This is a genomic window from Stappia sp. 28M-7 (genome assembly GCF_014252955.1).
Lineage (GTDB): Bacteria > Pseudomonadota > Alphaproteobacteria > Rhizobiales > Stappiaceae > Stappia.
Genome location: NZ_JACMIA010000002.1, coordinates 43,156 through 67,022, shown reverse-complemented (window position 1 = coordinate 67,022; position 23,867 = coordinate 43,156). Strand labels below are relative to the sequence as shown.

Here is a 23,867-nt window from a genome sequence, read left to right as displayed (position 1 = left end):
CCGATCTGCGCCGCGTTGTCGCGGCAGGCGCGTTTCGCGCAAACACCGGGGAGTTTACCGCCGCCGCTCTTGAGGTGCGCGTGGAATACACCTGCCCAATGCATCCCGAGATTGTCCGCGACGCCCCCGGAGACTGCCCCAAATGTGGCATGACGCTGGTGCCGCGCGAAACAGCGTCCGATGGACATGGTGGGCACGGTGGCCACGACATGCCCCGGGAGGACAGGCCAAACCCCGGCGATCACGCACATGCGGGCCACGCTCACGACGCGGGCGGGTCGGGGGCATACACTTGCCCGATGCACCCCGAGGTGATCAGCGACGCACCGGGCAAGTGCCCCAAATGCGGCATGAACCTGGTGAAGGCGGAGGAGGTGGAAAGCCACGGTCCCGGTCACGGTCACGGGCATGGCGGTCACGGCGGTCATGGCAAACAGCAGGACCATTCCGGCCACGATGGGCATGCCGGACATGGCGGCCACTCCAAGGCCACTATCGACGGGATCGAGCCGCATTTCATGTCGATGGTCGAACTGACAGAAGGCCAGCCGCGCAGCAGCGACGGGTTGCAGATGGACTGGATCGAGGTGCCGTTCGGGCCGTTCTTTCCCGGCCTGCCCGCAGGGCTGCGCCTGACCCTGACGCTGGACGGCGATACAGTGGCGGCCAGCGACGCCAGAAGCCTTGTGTGCAGGGCGGAGCTGGTGGATGGCCCGCAGATGACGGCAGGCGATTTCGTCGAGCGTCTGGCCGCGATGATGCCGCTCGGCCCGGTGGCCTATCGCACGCTGGCCTGCGCGGCGATCGAGGAGGCCGCGAGCGCCGACCCCGGCCAGGACGCGCGCCGTGGCCGCGCCGCCGCCGTGGAACGCGAGCGAATCGCCAGCCATCTGGGCTGGCTGGCCGATTTCGGCCTGCAGTCGGGGTTTCTCTGGCTCGCCGCGCGGGCCGGGGCGTTGCAATTGGCTGTTCAAGGCGCTGACATTGACGGGATCGCCGCGCAGGCCGGGGCGATCAGGGCGCTGATCCGCCGGGTCGAGACAGCGCCGCTGATGCGGATGCGGCTGGGTGGCATCGCGCCCATCGGCAAGGACACCCCGGCGAGCGGCCCGGTGGACCGGGCGCGGGGCGGCGGGTCGGATGCCCGCATCGACGATCCAACGCTGGCAGCGCTCGGTTTCGAGATGCGACTACAGGAAGGCGGCGATGCCCTGGCCCGGTTTCGGCTGCGCTGTGACGAGATCGCACAAAGCCTCGACCTGATCGCGGCCGCCGGGATTATTGCAATGCCGCAGGTGCGGGATGTGAAAACGGTTTCGGGCGAGGGCGCGGCCCGCATCGAAACACCGCGCGGAGCGGCGCAGCTGCGCGTCAGGCTGGTGGATGGCAAGGTGGTCCAGGCTGATCTCGACACACCCTCCACCGTGAACCTTGCCCTGGTCGAAACGCTGACGGCGCAGCAGGAACTGGGCGATGCCTTGACCGCTGTCGTCTCGCTTGACCTGTCGCCGTGGGAGATTCGCGGATGACCATTCTTGTCGTTCTCTTGTCGCTATTCGCGGGGGCCTACGCGCTGGCCGTCATCGAACGATGGGCAGTGCACGGCCATATGAGCCTGACCGGTCCGGCCTGGGCCGCACTGGCGCTCTTGGGCCGGGAATCGCTGCTGGCGCGCAAATCCGACCGGTTGTTCTTTGAGCTTGGGCCGGTGCTGCTTTTGGTGGCGGGATTGTTGGCGGTGGCGGTGATTCCGCTGGCGCCGGGGCTTATCATCACCGATCTGGCGACCGGGGCGCTGTTTCTGAACGCTGCTCTGGCCTATGTGCTGGTGGCGCTGATCATGGCCGGTTGGGGGCCGAACGGGGCCTACGCCATGATCGCGGGCTGGCGGTTTCTGGGCCAGTTCATCGCCTATGCGATGCTGATCGTGATGCCGATCACCGCCGTCGCCATGCGCGCGGAATCGCTGTCGACGGTAGAGATCGTCGCCTCGCAGGCGCAGCTTTGGAACGTGCTTTACCAGCCCATCGGATTTGTCCTGTTCGTCGTGGCGGCGATGGGGCTCGCGTGGTTGCCGCCGCTGGACCTGCCCGATGCGACCGGCGAATTGGCCGGCGGGGTCGAGGCGGAATATACCGGCGTGCGGCTGGCGGTGCTGCGGCTGGCGCGGATGGTCATTATCCTGGCGCTGGCGGGGGCGACCGTGACCTTCTATCTGGGCGGCTGGCTGGGCCCGTGGCTGCCCGCCTGGGCCTGGAGCGCGATCAAGATCCTGGCCGTGGCTGCGGCCATGCTGAGCATCGGGCGCTACATGCCGCGCATCCGCGAGGCGCGCTATCTGGCGCTGAGTTGGAAGCTGGGGATCTCGCTGGCGCTGGCCAATATCTTTGTCGTGGGCGTGATCGCGCTGGTGGTGCCGATATGACGGTTCAGATGATCTTTCTGGCGTTCTTCGGCGCGGCGGCGGTTTGGTTCGGCGTCGTGGTCTTTCGCACCCATTCGATGGTGCGTTCGGCGCTGGCGCTGCTGTTTTCGCAAACCGCGATCGGTGCGATGTTTCTGGTCATGCAGGCCGAGTTTCTGGGTGTGTTGCAGATCATGATGATGGCCACGGAAATGAGCGTGATGGCCATCTTCATGGTGATGTTCATGATGGATCCCGGCGGCATGGGCAAAATGGACATGACCCACCAGAAACGCTTGTCGCTCTGGGCCGGGGGCATAGGGCTACTGGCCGCCTTGCTGCTGGTATGGCTGCCCGATTGGGGTCCGGTCGCCCTGTCCGTGCCGGGCGCGCATGAACAGGCCGCCGATTTGGGGCGCGAATTGCTGGGCCGGTCGATGTTGATCTTCCAGTCGGCGGGTCTGACCATTCTGACCGCCATGGTTGCGGCCACGATGGTGGCCATCGTCCCCAACGCGGAGCAGCGCAAATGATTCTGGAACTCATAATCGCCCTCAGCGTCGGCGCGGGGCTGTTCGGTATCGGACTTTATGGCGCGCTGAGTCAAACCAATCTGGTGATGATCATCATGGGGGTCGAACTGATTTTGGCCGCGGCACTGGTCAATCTGGTGGCCTTCTGGCGCTATTTGCATCCCGATGAACCGGCCGGTCAGATGTTCGTGCTGATCGTGATGGCGGTGATGGCGGTCGAAATGGCGGTCGGCTTTGCCATCGCCATCGCGCGGTTCCGGGTGCGCGGATCGGTCGAGATGGAAGAAGCGCGGGAGTTGAAGGGATGACGATGCTGGCGCTCATCATCCTTGCGCCGCTGCTGGCGGGCCTGGCGGAGCTCGTGCTGCGGCGCGCACCCGAAGCGATTGCGCTCGTCGGCGTCGGCATCGGGTTTCTGGCGGCGATGGGCACCCTTGCGGGGGCCGTCGCGGGCGATGCGGTGCACCTGGTCCTGCCGGGCCTGCCGCAGAAGCCCCTGCGGCTGGTCGCGGTGCCGCTGACGGCGGTGTTTTCGGCTATGGTGGCGACGGTGGCGGCCTGTGTGCTGGTCTATGCCGTCGGGTACATGCGCAGCGACCCCGAAAGGCCGCGCTTTTTCGGCATCGTGCTGCTGTTCGTCGCGGCGATGCAGGCGCTGGTGCTGGCGGGCGACTGGATCACCGTGCTGGCGGCGTGGGAATTGATCGGCTTTTCCAGCTATCTGCTGATCGGCTTCTGGCATGGGCGTGACGGCGTGCCCAGTGCCGCGACACGGGCGTTTCTGTATACCCGCAGCGCCGATCTGGGCCTTTATCTGGGGATTTTCGTGCTGATCGGCTGGGCCGGCAGCTCGGAGATTTCGGCCACATTGGCGATCACCGGCACACCGGCGCTGGTGGCCGGATTGTTGTTGCTGGTGGGCGCGATGGGCAAATCGGCGCAGGTGCCGTTGCAGGACTGGTTGCAGCGCGCCATGGCAGGGCCGACGCCGGTTTCGGCACTGCTGCATTCCGCGACGCTGGTGGCGGCGGGGGCGATCCTGCTGATCCGGGTGGCGCCGATGCTGCCCGGCGGGGCCTTGCTGGCAATCGGACTGGTCGGCGGCGTCACCGCCGTCGTTGCCGGTTTGATCGCGCTGGCCGAGCGGGATCTGAAACGGCTGCTGGCGGCCTCGACCTCCAGCCAGTACGGGCTGATGCTACTGGCCATTGGCGCGGGGGTGCCGGTGGCGGCGCTGCTGCACCTGATCGCCCACGCGGCGATCAAGAGCACGCTTTTTCTGGGGGCGGGTGTGTTCCAGCATGATCGCGACAGCACCGACATGGATGCGGTCGCGGGCGCGGGCCGGGCACGACCGCTGGTGCTGGCCGGTTTCGGCATTGCTGCTTTGGCGCTGGCGGGGATCCCTCCGCTGGCGGGGTTCTTTTCCAAGGACGCGATCCTTGCCGCCGCGCTGGCGGCCCCCGGGGTCGTATGGCTCGCGCCACTGGCGCTGGCGGGCACGGTGCTGACCGGCGCCTATATGGCGCGGGCGCTGCGGGTGCTGTGGTGGGGCGAGGCGCAGCCCGTTTCCGGCAGGGGCATGGGCTGGATGTCTGCGGGCATGGCGGTGCTGACGGCGCTGGTGGCGGGGCTTGGGTTCACCTTCGTGCCGCTGGAGCACCTGCTGGAGGCCGAACTGCCGCCGGAAGGAACCGCCATGATCCTCGGGCTTGTGGCGGCGCTGAGCGGCCTGGTGCTGGGCTGGTTCGTGACACCCGCCCGCCTGATGGGGCCGGTTCTGCCCTGGGCGCAGCGCGGCTTTGCCGTTGCGGGCGGGATGGACGGGCTGGTGCTGCGCCCGACACTCGCCATCGCCGCCGCCTGCGAGCGGTTTGAACGGCACCTGCTGGCCGCGCAGCTTGGCCTTGTGCGCGTCCTGAGCCTTGGCACCGCATCCCGCGTCGAGCGGTCCGAGAACGGCCTTTACGCCGCGACCCTCGATCTGGGCCGGTTGAACCTGCGCCTGGGCGACCGCGCAGAGACCACCGACACAAACGGCATCGACGGGCTGATCTTCGGCCTTGTCGACCGGACAATCGCCGCCGGTCGCCGCCTGCGCCTGCTGCAAAGCGGGCTCATCCACCGCGAACTCGCCCTGACCGTCATGGGCATTGCCGTTATCGCGGCGGTGCTGCTGATCTTACCGATATCCTCCTGAAGAAAGACCAATTCATGCCGCTTCTCTCGATCTCCGTCTTTCTGCCGCTCCTGGGTGGATTGCTGCTGATGGTGCTGCCAAACAAATCGGCCCGCGTCGCCCATGGCGTTTCCATCGCCACGACCGGGCTGACCTTCCTTGTGACGCTGGCCATCTGGGCGCGGGGCACGCTGCCGGGCGGTTTCGCGCAGGTCGAGGAGATCGCATGGATTCCGGCCATCGGCGCGGCCTACCGGGTTGGCGTCGACGGGCTAAGCCTGCCGCTGATCCTGCTGACCTCGCTGCTGTTCTTCCTGTCGGCGATCTATGCCGCGCGGATCACCGACCGTCCGGCGGTCTTTGTCGCGCTGATGCTGATGCTGGAGACCGCCTCTATCGGCACCTTCGCGGCACTGGATGCGCTCCTGTTCTACGTCTTCTTCGAGGTGTCGTTGGTGGGCATGTATTTCATGATCGTCGGCTGGGGCTATGAGGAGCGCCAGCGCGCCGGGTTGATGTTCTTCATCTACACGCTTCTGGGCTCGCTGCCGCTGTTGCTGGCGATCATCGGGCTCTATCTGGCCACCGGCAGTTTCGACATGCGTCTGTGGATCGAGACCCCGCCGCTGACCGGGCTGGCCGCGATGCTGGCGCTGGTCGCGATGCTGTTCACCTTCGCGGTCAAGATCCCGTCCTTTCCGGTGCATACCTGGCTGCCGGCGGCCCATGTGCAGGCCCCGACCGTCGGCAGCGTCATCCTGGCCGGCGTGATGCTGAAATTCGGCACCTATGGCCTCGTGCGCTTCGCCTTGCAGATGACGCCCGACGCCTTTGCGCGGGCCGGTCTGGTGGTGCTGGCCTTCGGCGTGTTCAGCGCCCTTTACGGGGCTTTCGTGGCGCTGGCGCAGTCGGATCTGAAGAAGATGATCGCCTACACCTCGGTCAACCACATGGGTTATGTGGTGATCGGCGTGGCGGTGGCGGCGCTGACGCTGGACCCCGATCTCCGGGCGGTTGCGCTCAATGGGGCCACCTTGCAGATGGTCAGCCACGGCATCGTCACCGGGGCGCTGTTCTTCCTTGTCGGCATGTTGCAGTCGCGCGCCCATAGCCGCGAGATGGCGGATTTCGGGGGGTTGCTGGGGCAGGTGCCGTGGCTGGGCTGGGCATTTATCCTATCGGCCTTCGCCTCGTTGGGGCTGCCCGGATTGGCGCATTTCCCGGCCGAGTTCCAGATTTTCCTGGCCACGCTGAACGCGCAGCCCTGGGCCATCGTCGCGATCATCGCCATCGTGGTGACGGCGGGGCTGTATCTGCGCGCCATCGCGGCGGTATTCCTGGGCGAGCGGAACGAGAAATGGGCGGCGATGCCCGATCTCGACCGGGGCGAGATGCTGGCCATCGTGCCGCTGCTTGTCCTCATCATCGTGATCGGGGTCGCGCCATCGTGGTTGCTTAACATGATCGACGCGACGATGCGGGCGCTGCAATTCTGATGGCGCGTGACCTGTCATTTCTGTTTCCCGAGCTGCTGCTGGCCTCCACGGTCGTGGTCATGCTGGTGGCCGAGATGCTGCGCGCGCCGCGTCTGGCGCTGGCGTTCGGGCTGATCGGGCTGGGCCTGTCCACCGCGCTGACGTGGCCGCTGCTGGAGGCCGACACCAGCGTCTTTGGCGGCACCTACCGAGTCGATCTGCTGTCGGGCTGGGCCAAGCTGATCCTGCTGCCAGGCACCGCGCTGGCGCTTCTGATGACGCGGGCCGAGATTGCCGGGCAGGACCGCGAGGGCAGCATTTACACGCTGCTTTGCCTTGTGACCCTGGGGGCGCTGATGCTGGCGGGCGGTGGCGACATGATGCTGCTGGTCCTTGGTGTGGTGCTGACGGGGCTGGGATCCTTCGCGATGGTGGCCTGGCCGCGCGACGATGCCGCGACCGAGGCGGCGATGAAATACCTGGTCTTCGGCGCCGTCACCGGATCGGTGATGATCTACGGGCTGACCTTCTGGTTCGGCGGGGCCGGGTCGACGCTTTTTTCCGAGCTTGGTGCGCTCGATGGCAAGCCGCTGATTGCCCTGGCGGGGCTGGTCGCGGTGCTGATCGGGCTGGGCTACAAGGCGGCGCTGGTGCCGTTCCAGTTCTGGGCACCCGACGCCTATGACGGCGCCCCGGTCTCGGTCGCGGCGTTCCTGTCGGTCATCACCAAGGTGGCCGCGATTTTTGCCTTCGCGCAGGTGCTGCGCGATCTGCCGGTCGCTACCGGCTGGCCCGTCGTCGTCGCGCTGATCGCGGCGGTGACGATGACATTCGGCTACCTGGCGGCCCTGGTGCAGAGCAATGTGGTGCGGCTGCTGGCCTATTCCTCGGTGGCGCAGGCGGGCTATTTCCTGCTGGGGATCGTGGCGCTTGGCTCCAGCGCGCTGGCGCTGCCTTCGGTGATCGTGTTCGGCGCGGCCTATGTGGCGATGAACCTCGGGGCTTTTGCCGTCATCATGGTCGCGGGGCGCGATCTGGACGATTTCAAGGGGTTCGGCCGCGCGCGCCCGGTGATCGGCGTGGCCATGGTCGTGTTCCTGCTGTCGCTCACCGGGATTCCGCCGCTCTTCGGCTTTGTCGGCAAGGTGCTGCTGTTCGGAGCCGCGATCGAGGCGGGCTACCTTTGGCTGGCGGTGATCGGCATCCTCAACAGCGTGCTGGCGCTTGCGGTCTATCTACGCATCGTAGTGCCGATGTATCAGGCGGGCGAAAGCGAAGCGGTTCGGGCGGAGGTCGCGCTGCCGTTGCTTGTCGTGCTCGGGGCGACCGCGCTGGTCACGGCGCTGATGGGGCTGTTCGCGGGGGTCTTTCCCGGCTGAATCAAACGGGCGATTGTGACGCCAGGAGCGTCACGACTTGAGAGCGACCGCAGCGGATGCAACCGCGAGTGCCACGTTCGCCCCAAACGGGGCAAGGGTGCGAGACAAACTGGGCTTTCGCGGCCCCCGCACCAATGTCAGGCCCGGGCCAGCGACCCGTGACAACAGTGGCCATGAATGGCAGAAGAGCAAGCCAAGTACCCACGGAAGGACTGCTGAAGCCCATGACGAAAGGAGTCAACGATGCGAGATTTGCTTGAAGATTCCGGTTGGATGACCCGGTTGGGCGTTTTTGCGACGCTCTTCCTTGGCATGGCGTTCTTCGGAAGTGGAACGCCGACTGCGAAGATCGTCACCGCCGAGTTCCCCTTGTTTCTGGCGCCGTTTCTGCGACTGCTGGCGGCAGCGATACTGACCACTCCACTGCTGATCGCCTATCGGAAGGAACTCCATGAAATCAGCAAGAGCAACTGGCTGCTCATCGCAGGTATCGGGTCGATCGGACTGGTCGCTTTCAGCCTCTTTCTGATGACCGGAATGAAAATGGTGAGCGGGGTCATTGGCGCGATGGTGATGAGCCTCAGTCCTGCCGCTGTTGCGGTCGGTGCCGCCGTTTTCCTGGGCGACCGACTGGGCCCCCGCAAGCTGATCGCGGTTGCGTTGTCTGTCTCTGGCGTTGTGATCATCAATCTCTCGGGCGAGTCGCTGCAGGCGCAAAGCCTTTCGACGATGGTTCTCGGCAGCCTGCTCGTTTTCGGTGCCGTCTGCAGTGCCACGGCCTATTCGCTCTTTGCCAAGAAGGCGACAAAACAGGTGAGGCCGGTCCTGCTCATACCGTTGGCGGCGTGGATTGCGACACTGCTTTTCGCGATTCCAGGTCTTTATCAGGCGGCCAACTTCGACTTTTCAGGGCCGACGCTCGAACACTGGATCGCGCTTTTATGGTGGGGTATCGGCCCTTTCGGCATCGGGACCATGCTGTGGTTCGCGGGATTGGCGCGCGTGCGGGCCAGCATCGCCTCCGGCTTCATGGGCGTCATGCCGGCAAGCGGTCTGGTTGTTTCCTACATCTGGCTTGGCGATCCATTCTACTGGATTCACGTGGTGGGCTTCGCCTTCGTTCTCGGCGGTATCCTTATGGTGGCTTGGGCGCATCAAGTCGGCGAGAAGAGAGCCAAGGAAAAGGGAAAGGAATTCAGCGGATACAGCACATATCCATGCTGATTGGAATTATGATAAACTGTTAGTTCGCAAGCCTGGCGCTAGTGGTTCGGATGAGTCCAATTTTCGACCTGGTCTTCTTCTATGTAGGATCCAACTTTCCAACCGCGAAATATTTCTAGAAAGCGAAGTGGCGCAGACCTACGGCTGCAGCGATTGTGATCCAAAATTCTGAAGCGCACCCAAGCGCAAATCTGCGCTTCAGTTGGAATTCATTCATCCACTTCGCAGGATCGGGCACCCTTGCCCCGGAACCGACATCCGTCGACCGACGGCGCAACTACAAAAAAACTGTGCAAGCCGCGAAGCTGGTGTCATTAACAGGGATGTCGCACTGTTCGTTTCAAAGCACTGATCCAGTTTTTTATCCTGTAATTGAGCCGGCCAACCGCTCCGCCTTTCCGGGATTAAGCAACGCCTCCATTTCACCATAAGCGCGGCGCATGGCTACGGCCCCCGCGGCGATGCAGTGCCGTTTCAGCGAAAATTCAAGCGTCCCGATGGTCTGGCGAAACGCGGGCCGGTTCACCAGATCCGCCTGATCGAACCGAAGCCGTGCATGTTCATACTGGCAGATTTCTATGGATCGCAGCATCGCCTGCATGCCGTTTTTCGGGCCAACCGCGTTTTCGCGCTGGCTTGGGTCCACGGCGATCACGACCTCTGCACCTGTTGCCCTTGCAACATCGACCGGCGCTATGTCGGCATAGGCCCCGTCCATCAGCACATGCGGTCCATCGACCAGGGGCGGCAATATCCCGGCAAGCGCCGCGCTGGCATAGACGTAATCCGTGGCACGCCCCTTGCCAAGGACCACACGTGTGCCGGTCAGCATGTCGGTTGCGCAGACGAACACCGGGATGCGGCCATCCTCCAGGTTTTTGCCCTGCGTCAGGCCGGACAGGACGCTGCGGCCCCATGACTCGGTACGCGCGCCAACCCCCCAGCCGAAGTACATGTCCTGCGCGGCAAGCAGAGCGGTCCGAAGGCCCCTCATTCTTGCGGCCAGACCGGGCAGGCGAAAGTCCGGAGTTGCCGGAAACCCGCTGGTATCCACGTCTACCAGTGCGTCGAACCAATTGTCATTCAGTGCGTAGGTGGCGCCCGCAACCGCACCCATGGATACCCCTACGATTGCGCTCGGCACAAAGCCTCGGGAGATCAGCGCGCGTAGCACACCCGCATGAGAAAGACCCCTAGCGCCGCCACTGAACACAAGGGCGAAGGATTTGTGGGTCTTGCCGCTCGGCTTTGCGAGCCCCGTCAATGTCTTGTCTCCATTTCAATGTCTCTTTCAGAATTGACGCTGAACGAGACACATCGTTACGCAACCGGATTTGCCCCATACCTCGTGATCTGAGACGATGGAAACGCCCAGCGGCCGCCGTCCGGCCAATTCCGCCCATCTGCCAGTGTAATGACTGAAGCCGGGCCGCGTCTATCACTCAAACATCCAAGCGGTCGATCCCGATCGCAACAAAATCGACAGGAGCCAACATTGAAGACACTGAACCTTGAAGTCGGCGGGCTATTCGAGGAACTCGATCATCTCGCGGTCGAACGCCATTTGTCAGCTCTGGACGGCGTGCACCGCGCCGAAGCGAACCCGGCATCGGCAAGCGTGACAGTACATTACGACGAAGCGGCGGTCAGCGAAGAGACGCTGCAGCGCACAATTCAAACCTGCGGGTTTCACTGCGCCGGGGAGCGGGTTCCGAACCACGTCTGCCATGCGGACCACCAGATGCCCAAAGGGGATGCATCCGCCGGCCATGATGCAATGGCGCATGAGATGGGCCACGGCGGCGGCATGGACATGGCCGACATGGTCCGCGACATGCGCAACCGCTTCTGGGTGGCGCTGCTGTTCACCGTCCCGATCTTCATCTATTCGCCGATGGGGGGCATGTTCACGCCGCCCGCGCCGCCTTTCGGTTTGAGGCTGGACCTGTGGCTGTTCTTTCTGGGCAGTGCCGCGATCATCTGGCCAAGCTGGCCGTTCTTCGTCGCCGCCTGGCGGGCGCTGCGCAACGGCATCCTGAACATGGCAGTGCTGGTCGTGCTGTCGGTCGGCACGGGCTATGTGTTCAGCGTCGGCTCGACCTTTTTCTTTCCCGGCGTGCAGTTCTACGAGGCCGTGGCGGTGCTGCTGGTCTTCATCCTGCTGGGCCACTGGCTGGAGATGCGCGCGCGCGCCGGCGCTTCGGCTGCGATCCGGGCGCTTCTTGATCTTGCGCCGCCGATGGCGACCGTCATCCGCGACGGGCAGGAGGTCGAGGTGCCCACCTCCGAGGTGCTGCAGGGCGAGATCGTGCTGATCCGGCCCGGCAACAAGATCCCCGTCGATGGCGAGGTCATCGAAGGCACGTCGCTGGTGGACGAATCCATGCTGACGGGCGAATCCATGCCGGTGAACAAGGCCGTGGGCGACACCGTGATCGGCGCCACGATCAACAAGAGCGGCAGCTTCCGCTACCGTGCCACCAAGGTCGGGGCCGACACTGCGCTGGCGCAGATCGTCAAGCTGGTGCAGGAGGCGCAGAACTCCAAGGCCCCTGCGCAACTTCTGGCCGACCGCGCCTCGCAATGGCTGGTCCTGATCGCCATCGTGATCGGGCTTGCGACATTCGCGGTGTGGTTCTGGTGGATCGGCTCGCCGCTGCTCTTCGCGCTGACGCTGACCATTACCGTTTTCGTGATCGCCTGTCCCGATGCGCTGGGGCTGGCCACGCCGATGGCGGTGATGGTCGGCACCGGGCTGGGGGCGCAGCACGGCATCCTGTTCAAGAACGCGGGCGCGCTGGAAGACGCGACCAAGCTCGATGTGATCGTTTTCGACAAGACCGGCACCCTGACCATGGGCCAGCCGCGCGTGGTCGAGGTGGTGTCCGGTGAGGGCAGCACCGAAGATGATGCGTTGCGGGCCGCGGCGGCGGTCGATCGCGGTTCCGACCACCCGCTGGCCCTGGCCATTGTCGAGCGCGCCGCCGACCTGGACGTGCCGCAGATGGCCGGGTTCCTCAACCTCGAAGGCCGGGGCGCGCGCGCCGAGATCGCAGGCGAAACCGTGCTGGTCGGGAACCGGCGGCTGATGGACGAGGAGGGCATCGACGTTGGCACCCTGACAGCCGAGGCCGAGCGCCTGAAGGGCGAGGGTCGTACGGTCGTGCATGTGGCGCAAGCGGGCCGGATGCTGGGCCTTATCGCCATCGCCGATGCGCCGCGCCCAAGTGCGGTGGCCGCCGTGGCCAAGCTGCGCGAACGCGGGGTCGAGGTGGCGATGCTGACCGGCGACAACGAAGGCACCGCACGGCGGATCGCGGCCGAGCTGGGCATCGACATTGTGCTGGCAGATGTTCTTCCGGGCCAGAAGGCCGAGAAGGTGAAAGAGCTTCAGGCCCAGGGCAGACGCGTCGGCATGGTCGGTGACGGTGTCAACGACGCACCCGCGTTGACCCAGGCCGATGTCGGATTTGCCATCGGTGCGGGCACCGACGTGGCGATGGAAAGCGCCGATGTCGTGCTGATGAAAAGCGATCCCTACGATGTCGTGGGGGCCATCGAGTTGTCGCGCGCCACCTTGCGCAAGATGCACCAGAACCTGTTCTGGGCCGTGGCTTACAACGTGGTCGCCTTTCCGATGGCGGCAGGGGTGTTTTATCCGTTGATCATCAGCCCCGCCGTGGCAGCGCTTGCCATGTCGGGCAGCTCCGCGCTGGTGGCGGTCAACGCGCTGCTGCTGAAACGAACGCGGCTGGAAGGTATTGGTGCGGGCAAGAGTGGGTCCGCCAGCGGCGGCGGTCAGGGCGATGCGCAGGCAGGCCAGGTGCCGCTTCACGCCGGACACTCGCAGAAATCACATTGAATAAGGGGGACTTGAGATGTCAGACACATCATCGACCAAGACACCGGACGGGAAGGGCATGGCGGCGCGGTTTCCGACCGCCTACACGATCCTGTTCGGTCTGATCATCGTCGTCGCGGCGCTGACCTGGATCATCCCGGCGGGCCAGTATGACCGCGCCATGAACGAGGAGGTGGGCCGCGAGATCGCCGTGCCCGGCACCTACCAGGAGGTCGATCCCAACCCGCAGGGCTTCGTCGATGTGATGCTGGCACCGGTCGCCGGGTTCTACGATCCCGACAGCTATGCGGCCAATGCCATCGACGTGGCGCTGTTCGTGCTGCTTCTGGGTGGTTTTCTGGGTGTGGTCAACGCCACCAAGGCCATCGACACCGGCATCCAGACCGCGATGGTGCGCCTTAAGGGGCGAGAGATATGGATGATTCCGATCTTGATGTCGCTCTTTGCCCTGGGGGGGACGACCTATGGCATGGCCGAGGAAACGCTGGCCTTCTATGCGCTGCTGATCCCGGTGGTGATCGCGGCCGGCTACGATTCGGTGACCGGCGTGGCAATCATCCTGATCGGCGCCGGGATCGGCACGCTGGGATCGACGATCAACCCCTTCGCCACGGTGATTGCCTCGAACGCGGCGGGCATCCCGTTCACCGAAGGCATGGCTTTGCGGCTGGTTATTCTGTTGGGCGGCCTCGCAATCTGTGTCGCCTACGTGATGCGCTACGCATCAAAGGTCAAAGCCGACCCGGCCCGGTCCGTCGTTGCCACGCAACGCGACAGCGACCGGCAGTTTTTTCTGAACGAGACGGATGCAGAATTCGAGGAGCCAAAGCTGAGCGGCACCCAGAAACTGGTTCTGATCCTGTTTTTCGCGACCTTTGCCGTGATGATCTGGGGGGTCTCCAGCCAGGGATGGTGGATGGCCCGGATGGGCGCGCTGTTCTTCGGCATGGCCATCGTGGTCGGGCTGGTGGCGCGGATGGGGGAAAAGGCGCTGACCGCGTCCTTTGTGGAAGGTGCCAAGGATCTCCTGGGGGTGGCGCTGGTGATCGGTCTGGCGCGCGGCATCGTGGTGATCATGGAGCAGGGCCTGATTGCCGACACGATCCTGAACAGTGCCGCCGACGCGCTTGGTGGCCTGCCTCAGATCGCGTTCATCAACCTGATGCTCTGGATCGAGATCGGGATGAGCTTCCTGGTGCCCTCGTCGTCCGGCCTCGCCGTCCTGTCGATGCCGATCCTTGCCCCGTTGGGGGATTTCGCGGGGGTTGGCCGTGATCTCGTGGTGACGGCCTATCAATCGGCGAGCGGGCTCGTGAATCTGATCACGCCGACATCGGCGGTGGTGATCGGCGGTCTGGCCATCGGGCGCGTGTCGTTCGACCGCTGGATCGTCTTCATCTGGCCCCTGCTGCTGATCCTCGTCGTCTTCATCTCGGCCGGGATCAGCCTGGCCGCCATTCTCTGATTGAATAAAGGAGGCATCCCAGATGTCTGAACTGAAATTGGGCGTACATTCCGAAGCCGGCACGTTGCGTCAGGTAATCGTATCGCCGCCCGGCCTTGCGCATCGCCGCCTGACCCCTGACAACCGCGAAGACCTGCTGTTCGACGATGTTTTCTGGGTCAAACAGGCGATCAAAGACCACGCGGTGTTTGCCGACCTGATGCGCGGTGAGGGGATCGAGGTGCTGGACGCCATGGCGCTGCTGGGCGAAACGCTCGACCTGTCGGATGCACGCGCCTGGGTTCTCGACCACCGCGTCACCCGCAATGACGTCGGCGTTGGGATGCGGGACGAGCTGCGCGCTTGGATGGAGTCCCTCTCCGGCGCCGATCTCGCGAGATTTCTTGTGGGCGGCATCAGGGTGGACGACTTGCCTTTCACACCTTCCGGCATGTTCGGCGCCTATCTTGGCCCGCATGGTTTCGTGCTGCCGCCGCTACCGAATTTCATCTTTACCCGTGACAATTCCGCGTGGGTCTATGGCGGGGTCAGCCTGAACCCGATGCATTTCGCCGCGCGGCGGCCCGAAACGCTGCTGATGGCGGCAGTCTACCGGTTCCATCCGACATTCGCGGGTCGGGTAAGGGTCCTGTTCGGCGATCCGACGCGCGAGTTCGGCACCGCCACGCTGGAAGGCGGTGACATCATGCCCATCGGCCACGGTGTCGTCATGGTCGGCATGGGCGAACGATCGACGCCACAGGCGGTGGGCCAACTGGCCGAGGCGTTGTTCGAGGGTGGCGACGTGACGCGGGTGATCGCCTGCCAGATGCCCAGTTCCCGTGCGGCAATGCATCTGGACACCGTTTTCACCCATTGCGGGGGCGATGTGGTGACCACGTTCAAGGAAGTGGCGGATGCGATCACCTGCTATGACCTGCGCCCAGGCGCGGGCAAGACGGCGCTCGATATCCGTCGCGACGCCCGGCACCTGTTCGAGATCACCGCCGAGATCCTCGGCCATAAGAAACTGCACCTGGTGCCTACCGGCGGTTCTGATGCGGCCGAGCAATCACGCGAACAGTGGAATGACGGCAACAACGTGCTGGCGCTGCGCCCCGGCGTCGTCATCGGCTACGACCGCAACGACGATACCAACGCCGCCCTCAAGGAGGCCGGGATCGAGGTGCTGGCCATCCCCGGCGCAGAACTGGGTCGCGGCAGGGGCGGCAGCCATTGCATGAGCTGCCCGACGATCCGCGACGCCATTTGAACCCTTCGACGACAAGGAAACCCCATGTCCTACAACCTGAGAAACCGCCATTTCCTGACCCTGCGCGACTTCACCCCGCAGGAAATCGGCTTCCTGCTGAAACTCTCCGCCGACCTGAAGGCCGCGAAATACGCAGGCACCGAGGTGCCGCGCCTGACCGGCAAGGAGATCGCGCTGATCTTCGAGAAGGACAGCACCCGGACCCGCGTCGGTTTCGAGGTGGCCGCCCACGATCAGGGCGCGCATGTCACCTACCTCGGCCCTTCGGGTTCGCACATGGGCAAGAAGGAAACCGTCAAGGACACCGCGCGCGTGCTGGGCCGGGTCTATGACGCGATCGAATATCGCGGATTTGGTCACCCCATAGTCGAAACGCTGGCGCAATACGCGGGCGTGCCGGTCTATAACGGGCTGACGGACGAATTCCACCCGACGCAGATCCTTGCCGATTTCCTGACCATGCAGGAACATTCCGACAAGCCGCTGCGCGAGATCGCCTATTGCTTCATGGGCGATGCGGGCAACAACATGGGCGACAGCCTGCTGATCGGCGGGGCCAAAATGGGTATGGATGTGCGGCTCTGCGCGCCCGAGAGCCTGTGGCCGGGCCAGGCGATCCGCGACGAGGCAGATGCCATCGCCGCGCAGACCGGCGCACGGATCACGCTGACCGATGATATGGAAGCCGCGGTGAAAGACGTCGATTTCGTCTATACCGATGTCTGGGTGTCGATGGGCGAGCCGAAAGAAAAATGGGCGGAACGGATTGAGCTGCTGACGCCCTATCAGGTGAATGCCGACGTGATGGCCAAGACCGGCAATCCGCGCACCAGATTCATGCATTGCCTGCCCGCCTTCCACAATGCCGAGACCGAAACCGGCGCCGAGATCGCCGAGCTTTTCGGCATCTCCGCGATGGAGGTGACGGAAGAGGTGTTCGAAAGCCCGGCCTCAATCGTGTTCGATCAGGCCGAGAACCGGCTGCACACCATCAAGGCTGTGCTCGTCGCCACGCTGGGGTCTTAGCGCCATGCTGGTTGTCGCAGCCCTGGGGGGCAATGCCCTGTTGCGCCGGGGCGAGCCGCTGACCGCCGAGGCGCAGCGCGCCAACGTCGCCGGTGCCGCGACGGCGCTGGCTCAGATTATCCGCGCCGGGCACAGGCTGGTCATCACCCATGGAAACGGCCCGCAGATCGGCCTGCTGGCCCTGCAAGGCGCGGCCTACAAGCCTGACGACGCGTTTCCCCTCGACGTTCTGGGTGCAGAGACCGATGGCATGATCGGCTACATGATCGAACAGGCGCTCGAAAACGCCCTCGGTCACGACCGCGCGGTGGCCACGCTGCTGACCCAGATCGAGGTCGACCCCAGGGATCCTGCCTTTGACCGGCCGACCAAGTTCATCGGTCCGGTCTATGACAAGGCAGAGGCCGAGCGGCTGGCCGAAGCGCGCGGCTGGAGCATTGCCGCCGATGGTCCGCACTGGCGGCGCGTGGTGCCGTCGCCGATGCCCAGTGACATTCCCGACCTGAAGGTGCTGGAACTGCTGCTCGGTCATGACGTCACGCTGATCTGTGCGGGCGGTGGCGGCATTCCGGTTATCCGGCGGCCGGACGGATCGCTGATCGGGATCGAGGCGGTGATCGACAAGGATCATGCGACGGCGCTTCTGGCCCACAAGTTGAAGGCCGATGGTCTGCTGTTGCTGACGGATGTCGAGGCTGTGTTCCGCGATTTCGGCACTAATACACAGGCGGCGATAAGGCAATTGTCACCGGAGGACGCAGTGCGCCTAGACCTGCCCGACGGGTCGATGGCACCGAAAGTGGCAGCCGCTGCGACATTCGTCTCGGGGCGCGACCGTTTCGCCTGCGTGGGCCGCCTGGAAGACGCTCTTGCCATGCTGGAGGGCCGCGCAGGGACGATGATCGCAAACACCTGAAAGCAAGGAGGACCAACCATGAAACGTCTGAAAGATAAAGTCGCCCTGATCACCGGCGGTGCGGCAGGCATCGGTCTGGAAACCGCGCGGCTCTTCTTGAGTGAGGGGGCCAAGGTCACACTTGTGGACCTCCACGATGACGACCTGTCGGATGCTGCGCGGGATCTGGGCAGTCCGGACGACCTGCTGACAATCGCAGCCGACGTCTCCTCGGTCGAGGATTGCAAGAGATACGTCGCGCAGACCGTCGAGACGTTCGGGCGCATCGACGTGTTCTTCAACAATGCCGGAATCGAAGGCAAGGTCGCGCCGCTGGCCGACCAGAAAATCGAGGATTTCGACCGCGTGATGGCGGTCAATGTGCGCGGCGCGTTTCTTGGGCTGCAGCATGTCCTGCCGGTGATGACTGGGCAGAAATGCGGCAGCGTGATCAACATGTCGTCGATTGCGGGCCTCAAGGGCAGCCCGAACGTCGCACCCTACATCACGTCGAAACATGCCGTCGTCGGTTTGACGCGCGCCGCCGCGATAGAGGTCGCAAGGCACAACGTGCGCGTCAACTCCGTGCATCCCTCGCCGGTCAACACGCGGATGATGCGGTCGCTGGAGGAGGGGTTCAATCCCGGCCACGGCGAGGAGGTGAAGCAACAGCTTGCCGACACGATCCCGCTGGGCCGCTATGGCGAAAGCCTCGATATTGCCAATCTGGTCCTGTTCCTTGCCTCCGACGAATCCGCCTTTATCACCGGGGCGCAATATCCCGTCGACGGGGGCATGGCGGCGGGCTGATCGGATCTCTGCCCATAGGGGTCGGAACCGGCCGCCGGGGGCCGTTAGGTCGCCGTGAGCGTTCCGACCCCAAGTGCGGCGTTCGTGCGCGCAATCGACGTCGATGCGTCGCGCTCGGCCTCGGTCAGCGCACGGATCGCGTCGATGGTTTCGGGGATCACGATGGCCTGGTTGTCGACCATATAGGCATAGAACAATTCGTCGCCCTCGACCGTGAGCATGTCCTCCCACAGCGCGACCTCGTAGAGGCTGTCATTGGGGCGTCCGAGATCGGCCATCATCTCCTTGACCGCGTTGAGCGCGCCCAGGCCCTCCGACATCTTGATCAACGCGATGCGCGAGGAGGCGCGGAACGCGTCCAGCACTTCGTCCCTGGAGGCATTGCGCGGCATCCTGACCGACCAGTAATGCAGATGCGCAAGCGTCTGCGGCACTTTCACGGCCATGGTGATCACGTCGAGATCGGGATCGACGCTTTGCGCATCCGGGCCCTGATGGCTGGGGATCTCGGGCTCGGGGACAAGCGTGTTCATGATCCCGCCCATGTGGCTTTCCCATGGGTCGGTGGCGCGGCGCAGCAGGGTTCCGCGCGCCGCGCTGAGCAGCTTGGCCCGCTTGAGCGCCCCCAGCGTGCGCACGATCGAGGTCGTGTTGCAGGACACGACGCGGGTGCTGTCGCGCCCGATGGCGCTGGCGTAATTCGCTTCGGCGACGAAGGAATGGCCTGTCACCTCGTGCTTCTCGCCGCCATGAAGGATGAACCGGATTCCCGTTTCGCGGTAGGTCTCGACATTGCGCGCGGCGACTTTCTTCGGTGTGCAGTCCACCACGATATCGGCAGAGCCAAGCAGGTCGTCGAGACCGCCTGCCACGTCGAGACCGGCCGCGCGCATGGCCGGGGCGCGATCCGGATCGGCCGCGAAAAGCGCGAAGCCCTTCGCGCGCGCCATCCGGGCCCGCCAATCGGCGGTGACATCGGCCACGCCGGCCATCTCCATGTCATTCTGGGCGGCGACCGCGTCCGCCACCCGTTTGCCGATCACGCCGTAGCCGTTCACGGCGACCCTGATCCGTTTTTCATCTGTCATGACGCTCTCCTCGTGTCTGTATCGGACGACATGTTACCCGCAATCTGCCCCGCCTCGGTCTCGGCGATATAATTCCGGGTCAGTGGAACGCTGTCGCGGCGTTTGGCAAGCTGGATCTGGAAGACCATCAAGCGGCCATTCCGGAACGCCATTTCGCAGGCGGCCAGGTAGAACTCCCACATGCGGCAGAACCGTTCGTCGTAGAGCATTCGCGCGGTCTCACGTTCTGCGGCGAAGCGTCCGGACCAGTGGCGCAGTGTTTCGGCGTAATGCAAGCGCAGGACCTCGACATCCGTGACCCACATCCCCGACCGCTCTGCTGCCGCGATGGTTTCGGACAGAGTTGGCAGATAGCCGCCGGGGAAGATGTACTTCCGGATCCACGGATCGCTGCCGCCTTTGGGCGCCTTCGTGCCGATTGCGTGCAACAAGCCCACGCCATCGGCCTTGAGAACCCGCTGGAGCGTTCCGAAAAACGCATCGAACCCGCTGCGGCCCACATGCTCGAACATGCCAACCGACACAACGCGGTCATACTGGCCCCGCTCTTGACGGTAGTCGCGCCGTTCGAAGGCGACCCGATCCGACAAGCCGGATCGCGCGGCACGGTCGCGGGCGGCGGCGATCTGTTCGGTCGAGAGGCTCAGGCCCGTGACGCGGGCACCATGTTGCCGTGCAAGCTCCATCCCCAGCCCGCCCCAGCCCGAGCCGATATCCAGAACCTCCAGTCCGGGCCGCAGCAGCAGCTTTGCCGCGATATGCCGTTTCTTGAGCGCCTGGGCCTCCTCCAGCGTTTCGCCGCCGGTGGGGAAATAGGCGCAGGAATATTGCCGGTCCGCGTCGAGAAAAAGGTCATAGAGGTCGGTCGAGATGTCATAGTGATGCGCCACATTGGCGTGCGACCGGCGGATCGGATTGTGATGCAGGCTGCGGGTCCGAAACCCATCCAGCCAGCGGGTCAACCGCCTGCCGGGCAATGCGTCGACTGCATCCATCTGCGTCATGCAGATCGACAGTAGGTCGCGCAATGTGCCCGCCTCGATGCGCAGCGTCCCGTCCATATAGGCCTCGCCCAGTGCCAGGCTGGGATTCGCAAGCAGCCGCGCAGGCAGCGCCCTGTCGGTCAGACGGATCGACACGGAAGGGCCGCCGCCGGGGCCGAAACGCCAGGTCTCGCCAAGGGGATCGAACACGGTGAGACGACCGGTTCGCACGAGGTGGCCAAGCGATCTGGCAAGCAACCACATGCCCGCCCGCGCCGGCGCGAGGCGCCCGCGTCCGGTTCGGCCCCCCTGATGTTCATAACGCTGATCGTGAGAGGTTTCGCCATTGGACATGATTGCTTGCTCCATCCCGTTATTCTTCCAAAGGCGGCATCAACAGCCGCTGTCTGGTAGAACAGACGAAGGACGGGAATGTTCATTACAGAGCGACGGTCTACGAACCCGGCGGATGGCGTGGAAGACTGGACATAGGCTGGCAAAATCCTTGCAAGACTGATCGGCATGTCCGCGCTGACAGATCGTAGTCCACGATCGGCGAATTGCGTTGATGCCGGAAAGAGAAGGCCCGCGCATCCGGGTTCAGTCCGTCGTTTGGGCCCCGGCATCGTCTTTCAGCGCCTGAAAGCGCGCGCGTGCCTTTTCCGTCGCGTCGCAATCGCAATCGAGAAAGCCATGAACGGGGCAGGTCAGGCACATCTGTTCCAACCTCGTCTTCAACGCCTGTCGACCCCGGGTGGAGACGGACGGTGAGGTTGTTCAGCGTGATGCCAAGGTCTGCGGCGACGGTCTCGCGCGGCTGCTCCTGAAGATCGACGCGCCAGATCACTTCCGCGTATTCCGGCTTGATCGTCGGCAGCAGTTTGTAAAGACAATTGCAAATCGCCTCGTCGAGTTCTTCGTCGAACCCGTCTTGGATGTTGTCCAGGTCGGTTGGGGCCATCACCACCTCCCTCTGACGCTGCCGCGCAACCTTGCGACCGTAATCCGCAATCGACGACGCCAGGATCTGACTGAGCCAGCCGCGAACGGCGCGCACATCGCGTAGTTGCTCGGAGCGGTCTATGGCCCGCAGCATGAACGTTTGCAGGACGTCCTCGGCGGCGTCCGCATCGCCCAGCCGTCGAATCAGGAAACGCAGGACATGCTGACGGCCTTCCACCAGCGCACGACGCACAGCGGTATCCGCGACCTTGGCGGCTGTATCGCGCAGATATTCTACGGAAGAGCGGTGTTTTCGGTCCTCATTCATATCGCACCTCTGTGGAGTACGACGCCGAAGCACCGGAAACGTTACAGCGTCAGGGTGTTTGGCTTGCTCCGATTGCTTGCGGTTCTGTCATTGCTTTGCCGAGGCTCGAAGAATCGGAGGCTCGGTCAGCGCCCTCTGGCCTTTCCGGTGTAAGACTTAGGCGGGCGCAACGTCATTTTACTTCGCCCCCAAGTTGGCACATCGGAAAATTTCCGCAATTCCTGCCATTTCTGATCCAGACAAGGAAACTCGATGTCGCCAACCGTCATATCCAAGATCGTTCTGGCCATGTTCCTGTGGGCGGCGTGCTTTCCGCTGATCACGGCGGGGCTGCAATACGCGCCGCACCTGACCTTTGCGACGATGCGGGCAGGTCTGGCAGGCGCGGCTCTGGTGGGGTTGGCCGTGATCTTGCGTCGGCCATTTCCGCGCGGCGGGCGCATCTGGGTGACACTGGCTGTCGTCGGCCTTGGGGCGACCAGCCTGGGGTTTGTGGGCATGTTTCATGCGGCCGAGTTTGTGTCTCCCGGCCTCGCCACCGTCATCGCCAACACGCAGCCCCTGCTTGCGGCGATGCTTGGCGTCGCGTGGCTTGGCGAGCACCTGCCGAGGATCGGCTGGATCGGCCTGTCGGTCGGCTTCGCGGGTGTCCTCGTGATCGCCCTGCCGCAACTGCTGGAGGGGGGGCAGGACGGCTCGGCCATCGGCTTTGCCTATATCGTTCTGGCGGCGGTCGGCGTGACCATCAGCAACGTGGCGATCAAGTCCATCGCGGACAAGGTGGACGGGCTTTTCGGAATGGGGATGCAACTGCTCATCGGCAGCGTGCCATTGGCCATCGCGGCCTTCGCAATGGAAGATCCGACCGCGGTTCAATGGAACGCGGCCTTCACGTTATCCTTGCTGGGGTTGGCCCTTTTCGGCTCGGCGCTGGTGTATTGGGTCTGGTTCTCGGTCTTGGAGGAGGTCGAGCTGAACCGGGCGATCGTGTTCAGCTTTCTGGTCCCGATCTTCGGTCTTACGATTGGCGCACTGTTCTTCGGGGAACGTCTGTCCGGCATTCAGTTTTCCGGTATTGCGCTGGTCATTTTGGGGATCGTGTTCGTCAATCTCAAGGGCAGACCACAAGGGTAGTCGTACCGCGCCGAAGGGAAACCTGACGCCGGCAGGATGCAGTGCGACATCCTGGCCATCCCGTCACCGCCGAAAGCCACCTTGCCGCAGGCGGACAGAAACCCCATGTCTTTCAGAGCGGCGCGACGGGCTGCAACGCATTTGATCCATGTCAACGCCCGCCCGCATTGAAACTGCAAGATGCAACAGTCAGACCATCGTTGCATGACAGCGCAAGATACGCGGAAAGGGCAGGGACATCATGGCATCGCAAGACAGTCGCACGCGGGAGGTGCCCGGCACTTCGCCGGAACGCGCGCTGTTGGACGGGCGCGGCGCGTTCATGGGGTTCCTGGTCAAACGGCTCGGCAACCGCGCGGATGCCGAGGATGTGTTGCAAGAGTTCTGCATCCGGGTGCTGACCCGCAAGGATCAGCTCCGCGATGTCGACCGGATGGATGCGTGGCTCTACACGATACTGCGCTCCACCCTGAACGACCACTACCGCAAGGGAACCCGGCGCAACCGTCTGGCGGCAGCGGCGGCGCGCGAACCCGAAGACTGGATCGCCGATGCGCCCAGCCAGATGGCGCGGTTGTGCACCTGCCATGAGGGGCTGATTTCCGAACTGCGCCCGGTGGAGTCCGAACTGATCCGGCGCATAGATTTCGGCGAGGAGGATCGAGAGACCGCGGCGGCCGATCTCGGATTAACGCGCAACGCCCTCGGTGTCCGGCTTCACAGGGCGCGCACTGCCCTGCGCGAGGCGCTGACGGCGCATTGCGGCTCATGCTGCCGGGAGGATCGCGAGGATTGTTCCTGTCCGCCCAGAGGCTGCGCGAACGTCGTACACGAAACCGATTGCGAAGACGTGGGACAGGAACACTGATCGCCCTGTCGGCGGGTCTG

Annotated in this window: 20 protein-coding genes and 1 pseudogene; 17 read left to right on the top strand and 4 right to left on the bottom strand. The window is 64.2% G+C overall.

What is annotated here, in order from left to right; translation table 11 throughout:
• Window positions 1–86 precede the first annotated feature (86 nt).
• The 9 genes and pseudogenes from H7H34_RS23800 to H7H34_RS21660 all read left to right on the top strand — a co-directional run.
• Window positions 87–164: pseudogene (locus tag H7H34_RS23800) on the top strand (heavy metal-binding domain-containing protein); the annotation flags it as partial.
• Window positions 150–1,529, top strand: coding sequence for a heavy metal-binding domain-containing protein (locus H7H34_RS23575; RefSeq protein WP_371811464.1), 1,380 nt, complete (start codon window positions 150–152; stop codon window positions 1,527–1,529). The pseudogene H7H34_RS23800 and the gene H7H34_RS23575, both read left to right, overlap by 15 nt.
• Window positions 1,526–2,425, top strand: a complete 900-nt coding sequence (locus tag H7H34_RS21690; RefSeq protein ID WP_185926699.1) for an NADH-quinone oxidoreductase subunit H — start codon at window positions 1,526–1,528, stop codon at window positions 2,423–2,425. The genes H7H34_RS23575 and H7H34_RS21690 overlap by 4 nt, the downstream gene beginning before the upstream one ends.
• Window positions 2,422–2,937, top strand: a complete 516-nt coding sequence (locus tag H7H34_RS21685) for an NADH-quinone oxidoreductase subunit J family protein (RefSeq protein ID WP_057821332.1) — start codon at window positions 2,422–2,424, stop codon at window positions 2,935–2,937. The genes H7H34_RS21690 and H7H34_RS21685 overlap by 4 nt, the downstream gene beginning before the upstream one ends.
• Window positions 2,934–3,245, top strand: a complete 312-nt coding sequence (gene nuoK / locus H7H34_RS21680) for an NADH-quinone oxidoreductase subunit NuoK (RefSeq protein ID WP_057821329.1) — start codon at window positions 2,934–2,936, stop codon at window positions 3,243–3,245. The genes H7H34_RS21685 and nuoK overlap by 4 nt, the downstream gene beginning before the upstream one ends.
• The gene (locus tag H7H34_RS21675) at window positions 3,242–5,137 is read left to right on the top strand and encodes an NADH-quinone oxidoreductase subunit 5 family protein (RefSeq protein WP_185926698.1); all 1,896 of its coding nucleotides are present in this window, start codon (window positions 3,242–3,244) and stop codon (window positions 5,135–5,137) included. Before nuoK ends, H7H34_RS21675 begins: the two co-directional genes overlap by 4 nt.
• A gap of 14 nt (window positions 5,138–5,151) precedes the next feature.
• A complete protein-coding gene (locus H7H34_RS21670; protein ID WP_185926697.1) occupies window positions 5,152–6,612 on the top strand; it encodes a complex I subunit 4 family protein in 1,461 nt (486 codons plus the stop codon).
• Window positions 6,612–7,970, top strand: coding sequence for an NADH-quinone oxidoreductase subunit N (locus H7H34_RS21665; RefSeq protein WP_185926696.1), 1,359 nt, complete (start codon window positions 6,612–6,614; stop codon window positions 7,968–7,970). The genes H7H34_RS21670 and H7H34_RS21665 overlap by 1 nt, the downstream gene beginning before the upstream one ends.
• 243 nt (window positions 7,971–8,213) lie before the next feature.
• Window positions 8,214–9,194 carry a DMT family transporter gene (locus tag H7H34_RS21660; protein WP_185926695.1) on the top strand — a complete coding sequence of 327 codons (981 nt, stop codon included), beginning with the start codon at window positions 8,214–8,216 and terminating at the stop codon, window positions 9,192–9,194.
• Between the two features lie 361 nt (window positions 9,195–9,555).
• Here the strand turns inward: H7H34_RS21660 and H7H34_RS21655 are convergent, their stop codons facing one another.
• Window positions 9,556–10,458, bottom strand: a complete 903-nt coding sequence (locus H7H34_RS21655; RefSeq protein WP_185926694.1) for a patatin-like phospholipase family protein — start codon at window positions 10,456–10,458, stop codon at window positions 9,556–9,558.
• 231 nt (window positions 10,459–10,689) lie between these two features.
• Here H7H34_RS21655 and H7H34_RS21650 point away from each other — a divergent pair, with 231 nt between their 5' ends.
• The 6 genes from H7H34_RS21650 to H7H34_RS21625 are packed head-to-tail and all read left to right on the top strand — an operon-like array spanning window position 10,690 to window position 18,504.
• Window positions 10,690–13,056 (top strand): heavy metal translocating P-type ATPase, encoded by a 2,367-nt coding sequence (locus H7H34_RS21650; protein WP_185926693.1) that lies wholly within the window; start codon window positions 10,690–10,692, stop codon window positions 13,054–13,056.
• 16 nt (window positions 13,057–13,072) lie between these two features.
• On the top strand, window positions 13,073–14,521 hold the full coding sequence (locus H7H34_RS21645; RefSeq protein ID WP_185926692.1) for a YfcC family protein: 1,449 nt from the start codon (window positions 13,073–13,075) through the stop codon (window positions 14,519–14,521).
• A gap of 22 nt (window positions 14,522–14,543) precedes the next feature.
• Window positions 14,544–15,773: an arginine deiminase gene (locus H7H34_RS21640; protein ID WP_185926691.1), complete on the top strand. Its 1,230-nt coding sequence runs from the start codon at window positions 14,544–14,546 to the stop codon at window positions 15,771–15,773.
• Window positions 15,774–15,797: 24 nt separating this feature from the next.
• Window positions 15,798–16,799: an ornithine carbamoyltransferase gene (gene argF, locus H7H34_RS21635; protein WP_185926690.1), complete on the top strand. Its 1,002-nt coding sequence runs from the start codon at window positions 15,798–15,800 to the stop codon at window positions 16,797–16,799.
• Between the two features lie 4 nt (window positions 16,800–16,803).
• Window positions 16,804–17,715 carry a carbamate kinase gene (gene arcC, locus H7H34_RS21630; RefSeq protein WP_185926689.1) on the top strand — a complete coding sequence of 304 codons (912 nt, stop codon included), beginning with the start codon at window positions 16,804–16,806 and terminating at the stop codon, window positions 17,713–17,715.
• A gap of 18 nt (window positions 17,716–17,733) precedes the next feature.
• Window positions 17,734–18,504, top strand: a complete 771-nt coding sequence (locus H7H34_RS21625; RefSeq protein ID WP_185926688.1) for an SDR family NAD(P)-dependent oxidoreductase — start codon at window positions 17,734–17,736, stop codon at window positions 18,502–18,504.
• A 44-nt stretch (window positions 18,505–18,548) separates the two neighbouring features.
• Here the strand turns inward: H7H34_RS21625 and H7H34_RS21620 are convergent, their stop codons facing one another.
• The 3 genes from H7H34_RS21620 to H7H34_RS21610 form a co-directional block, all read right to left on the bottom strand.
• Window positions 18,549–19,592 (bottom strand): type II glyceraldehyde-3-phosphate dehydrogenase, encoded by a 1,044-nt coding sequence (locus tag H7H34_RS21620; RefSeq protein ID WP_185926687.1) that lies wholly within the window; start codon window positions 19,590–19,592, stop codon window positions 18,549–18,551.
• Window positions 19,589–20,929 carry an SAM-dependent methyltransferase gene (locus H7H34_RS21615; RefSeq protein WP_245165600.1) on the bottom strand — a complete coding sequence of 447 codons (1,341 nt, stop codon included), beginning with the start codon at window positions 20,927–20,929 and terminating at the stop codon, window positions 19,589–19,591. Before H7H34_RS21615 ends, H7H34_RS21620 begins: the two co-directional genes overlap by 4 nt.
• Before the next feature lie 100 nt (window positions 20,930–21,029).
• On the bottom strand, window positions 21,030–21,845 hold the full coding sequence (locus tag H7H34_RS21610) for an RNA polymerase sigma factor (protein ID WP_209006421.1): 816 nt from the start codon (window positions 21,843–21,845) through the stop codon (window positions 21,030–21,032).
• A gap of 252 nt (window positions 21,846–22,097) precedes the next feature.
• On the opposite strand from H7H34_RS21610, the gene H7H34_RS21605 reads away from it, so the two are divergent.
• On the top strand, window positions 22,098–22,979 hold the full coding sequence (locus tag H7H34_RS21605; protein ID WP_185926686.1) for a DMT family transporter: 882 nt from the start codon (window positions 22,098–22,100) through the stop codon (window positions 22,977–22,979).
• 241 nt (window positions 22,980–23,220) lie between these two features.
• Entirely contained in the window at window positions 23,221–23,847 is a 627-nt protein-coding gene (locus H7H34_RS21600; protein WP_185926685.1) for an RNA polymerase sigma factor, read from the top strand.
• The last annotated feature ends 20 nt before the right edge of the window (window positions 23,848–23,867 follow it).

What these genes read in the sequence shown, in the direction of transcription:
- H7H34_RS23575 (WP_371811464.1), top strand. Translation starts at nt 150, where the DNA reads ATGACGCTGGTGCCGCGCGAAACAGCGTCCGATGGACATGGTGGGCAC.
- H7H34_RS21690 (WP_185926699.1), top strand. Translation starts at nt 1,526, where the DNA reads ATGACCATTCTTGTCGTTCTCTTGTCGCTATTCGCGGGGGCCTACGCG.
- H7H34_RS21685 (WP_057821332.1), top strand. Translation starts at nt 2,422, where the DNA reads ATGACGGTTCAGATGATCTTTCTGGCGTTCTTCGGCGCGGCGGCGGTT.
- nuoK (WP_057821329.1), top strand. Translation starts at nt 2,934, where the DNA reads ATGATTCTGGAACTCATAATCGCCCTCAGCGTCGGCGCGGGGCTGTTC.
- H7H34_RS21675 (WP_185926698.1), top strand. Translation starts at nt 3,242, where the DNA reads ATGACGATGCTGGCGCTCATCATCCTTGCGCCGCTGCTGGCGGGCCTG.
- H7H34_RS21670 (WP_185926697.1), top strand. Translation starts at nt 5,152, where the DNA reads ATGCCGCTTCTCTCGATCTCCGTCTTTCTGCCGCTCCTGGGTGGATTG.
- H7H34_RS21665 (WP_185926696.1), top strand. Translation starts at nt 6,612, where the DNA reads ATGGCGCGTGACCTGTCATTTCTGTTTCCCGAGCTGCTGCTGGCCTCC.
- H7H34_RS21660 (WP_185926695.1), top strand. Translation starts at nt 8,214, where the DNA reads ATGCGAGATTTGCTTGAAGATTCCGGTTGGATGACCCGGTTGGGCGTT.
- H7H34_RS21645 (WP_185926692.1), top strand. Translation starts at nt 13,073, where the DNA reads ATGTCAGACACATCATCGACCAAGACACCGGACGGGAAGGGCATGGCG.
- H7H34_RS21640 (WP_185926691.1), top strand. Translation starts at nt 14,544, where the DNA reads ATGTCTGAACTGAAATTGGGCGTACATTCCGAAGCCGGCACGTTGCGT.
- argF (WP_185926690.1), top strand. Translation starts at nt 15,798, where the DNA reads ATGTCCTACAACCTGAGAAACCGCCATTTCCTGACCCTGCGCGACTTC.
- arcC (WP_185926689.1), top strand. Translation starts at nt 16,804, where the DNA reads ATGCTGGTTGTCGCAGCCCTGGGGGGCAATGCCCTGTTGCGCCGGGGC.
- H7H34_RS21625 (WP_185926688.1), top strand. Translation starts at nt 17,734, where the DNA reads ATGAAACGTCTGAAAGATAAAGTCGCCCTGATCACCGGCGGTGCGGCA.
- H7H34_RS21620 (WP_185926687.1), bottom strand. Translation starts at nt 19,592, where the DNA reads ATGACAGATGAAAAACGGATCAGGGTCGCCGTGAACGGCTACGGCGTG.
- H7H34_RS21615 (WP_245165600.1), bottom strand. Translation starts at nt 20,929, where the DNA reads ATGTCCAATGGCGAAACCTCTCACGATCAGCGTTATGAACATCAGGGG.
- H7H34_RS21610 (WP_209006421.1), bottom strand. Translation starts at nt 21,845, where the DNA reads ATGAATGAGGACCGAAAACACCGCTCTTCCGTAGAATATCTGCGCGAT.
- H7H34_RS21605 (WP_185926686.1), top strand. Translation starts at nt 22,098, where the DNA reads ATGTCGCCAACCGTCATATCCAAGATCGTTCTGGCCATGTTCCTGTGG.
- H7H34_RS21600 (WP_185926685.1), top strand. Translation starts at nt 23,221, where the DNA reads ATGGCATCGCAAGACAGTCGCACGCGGGAGGTGCCCGGCACTTCGCCG.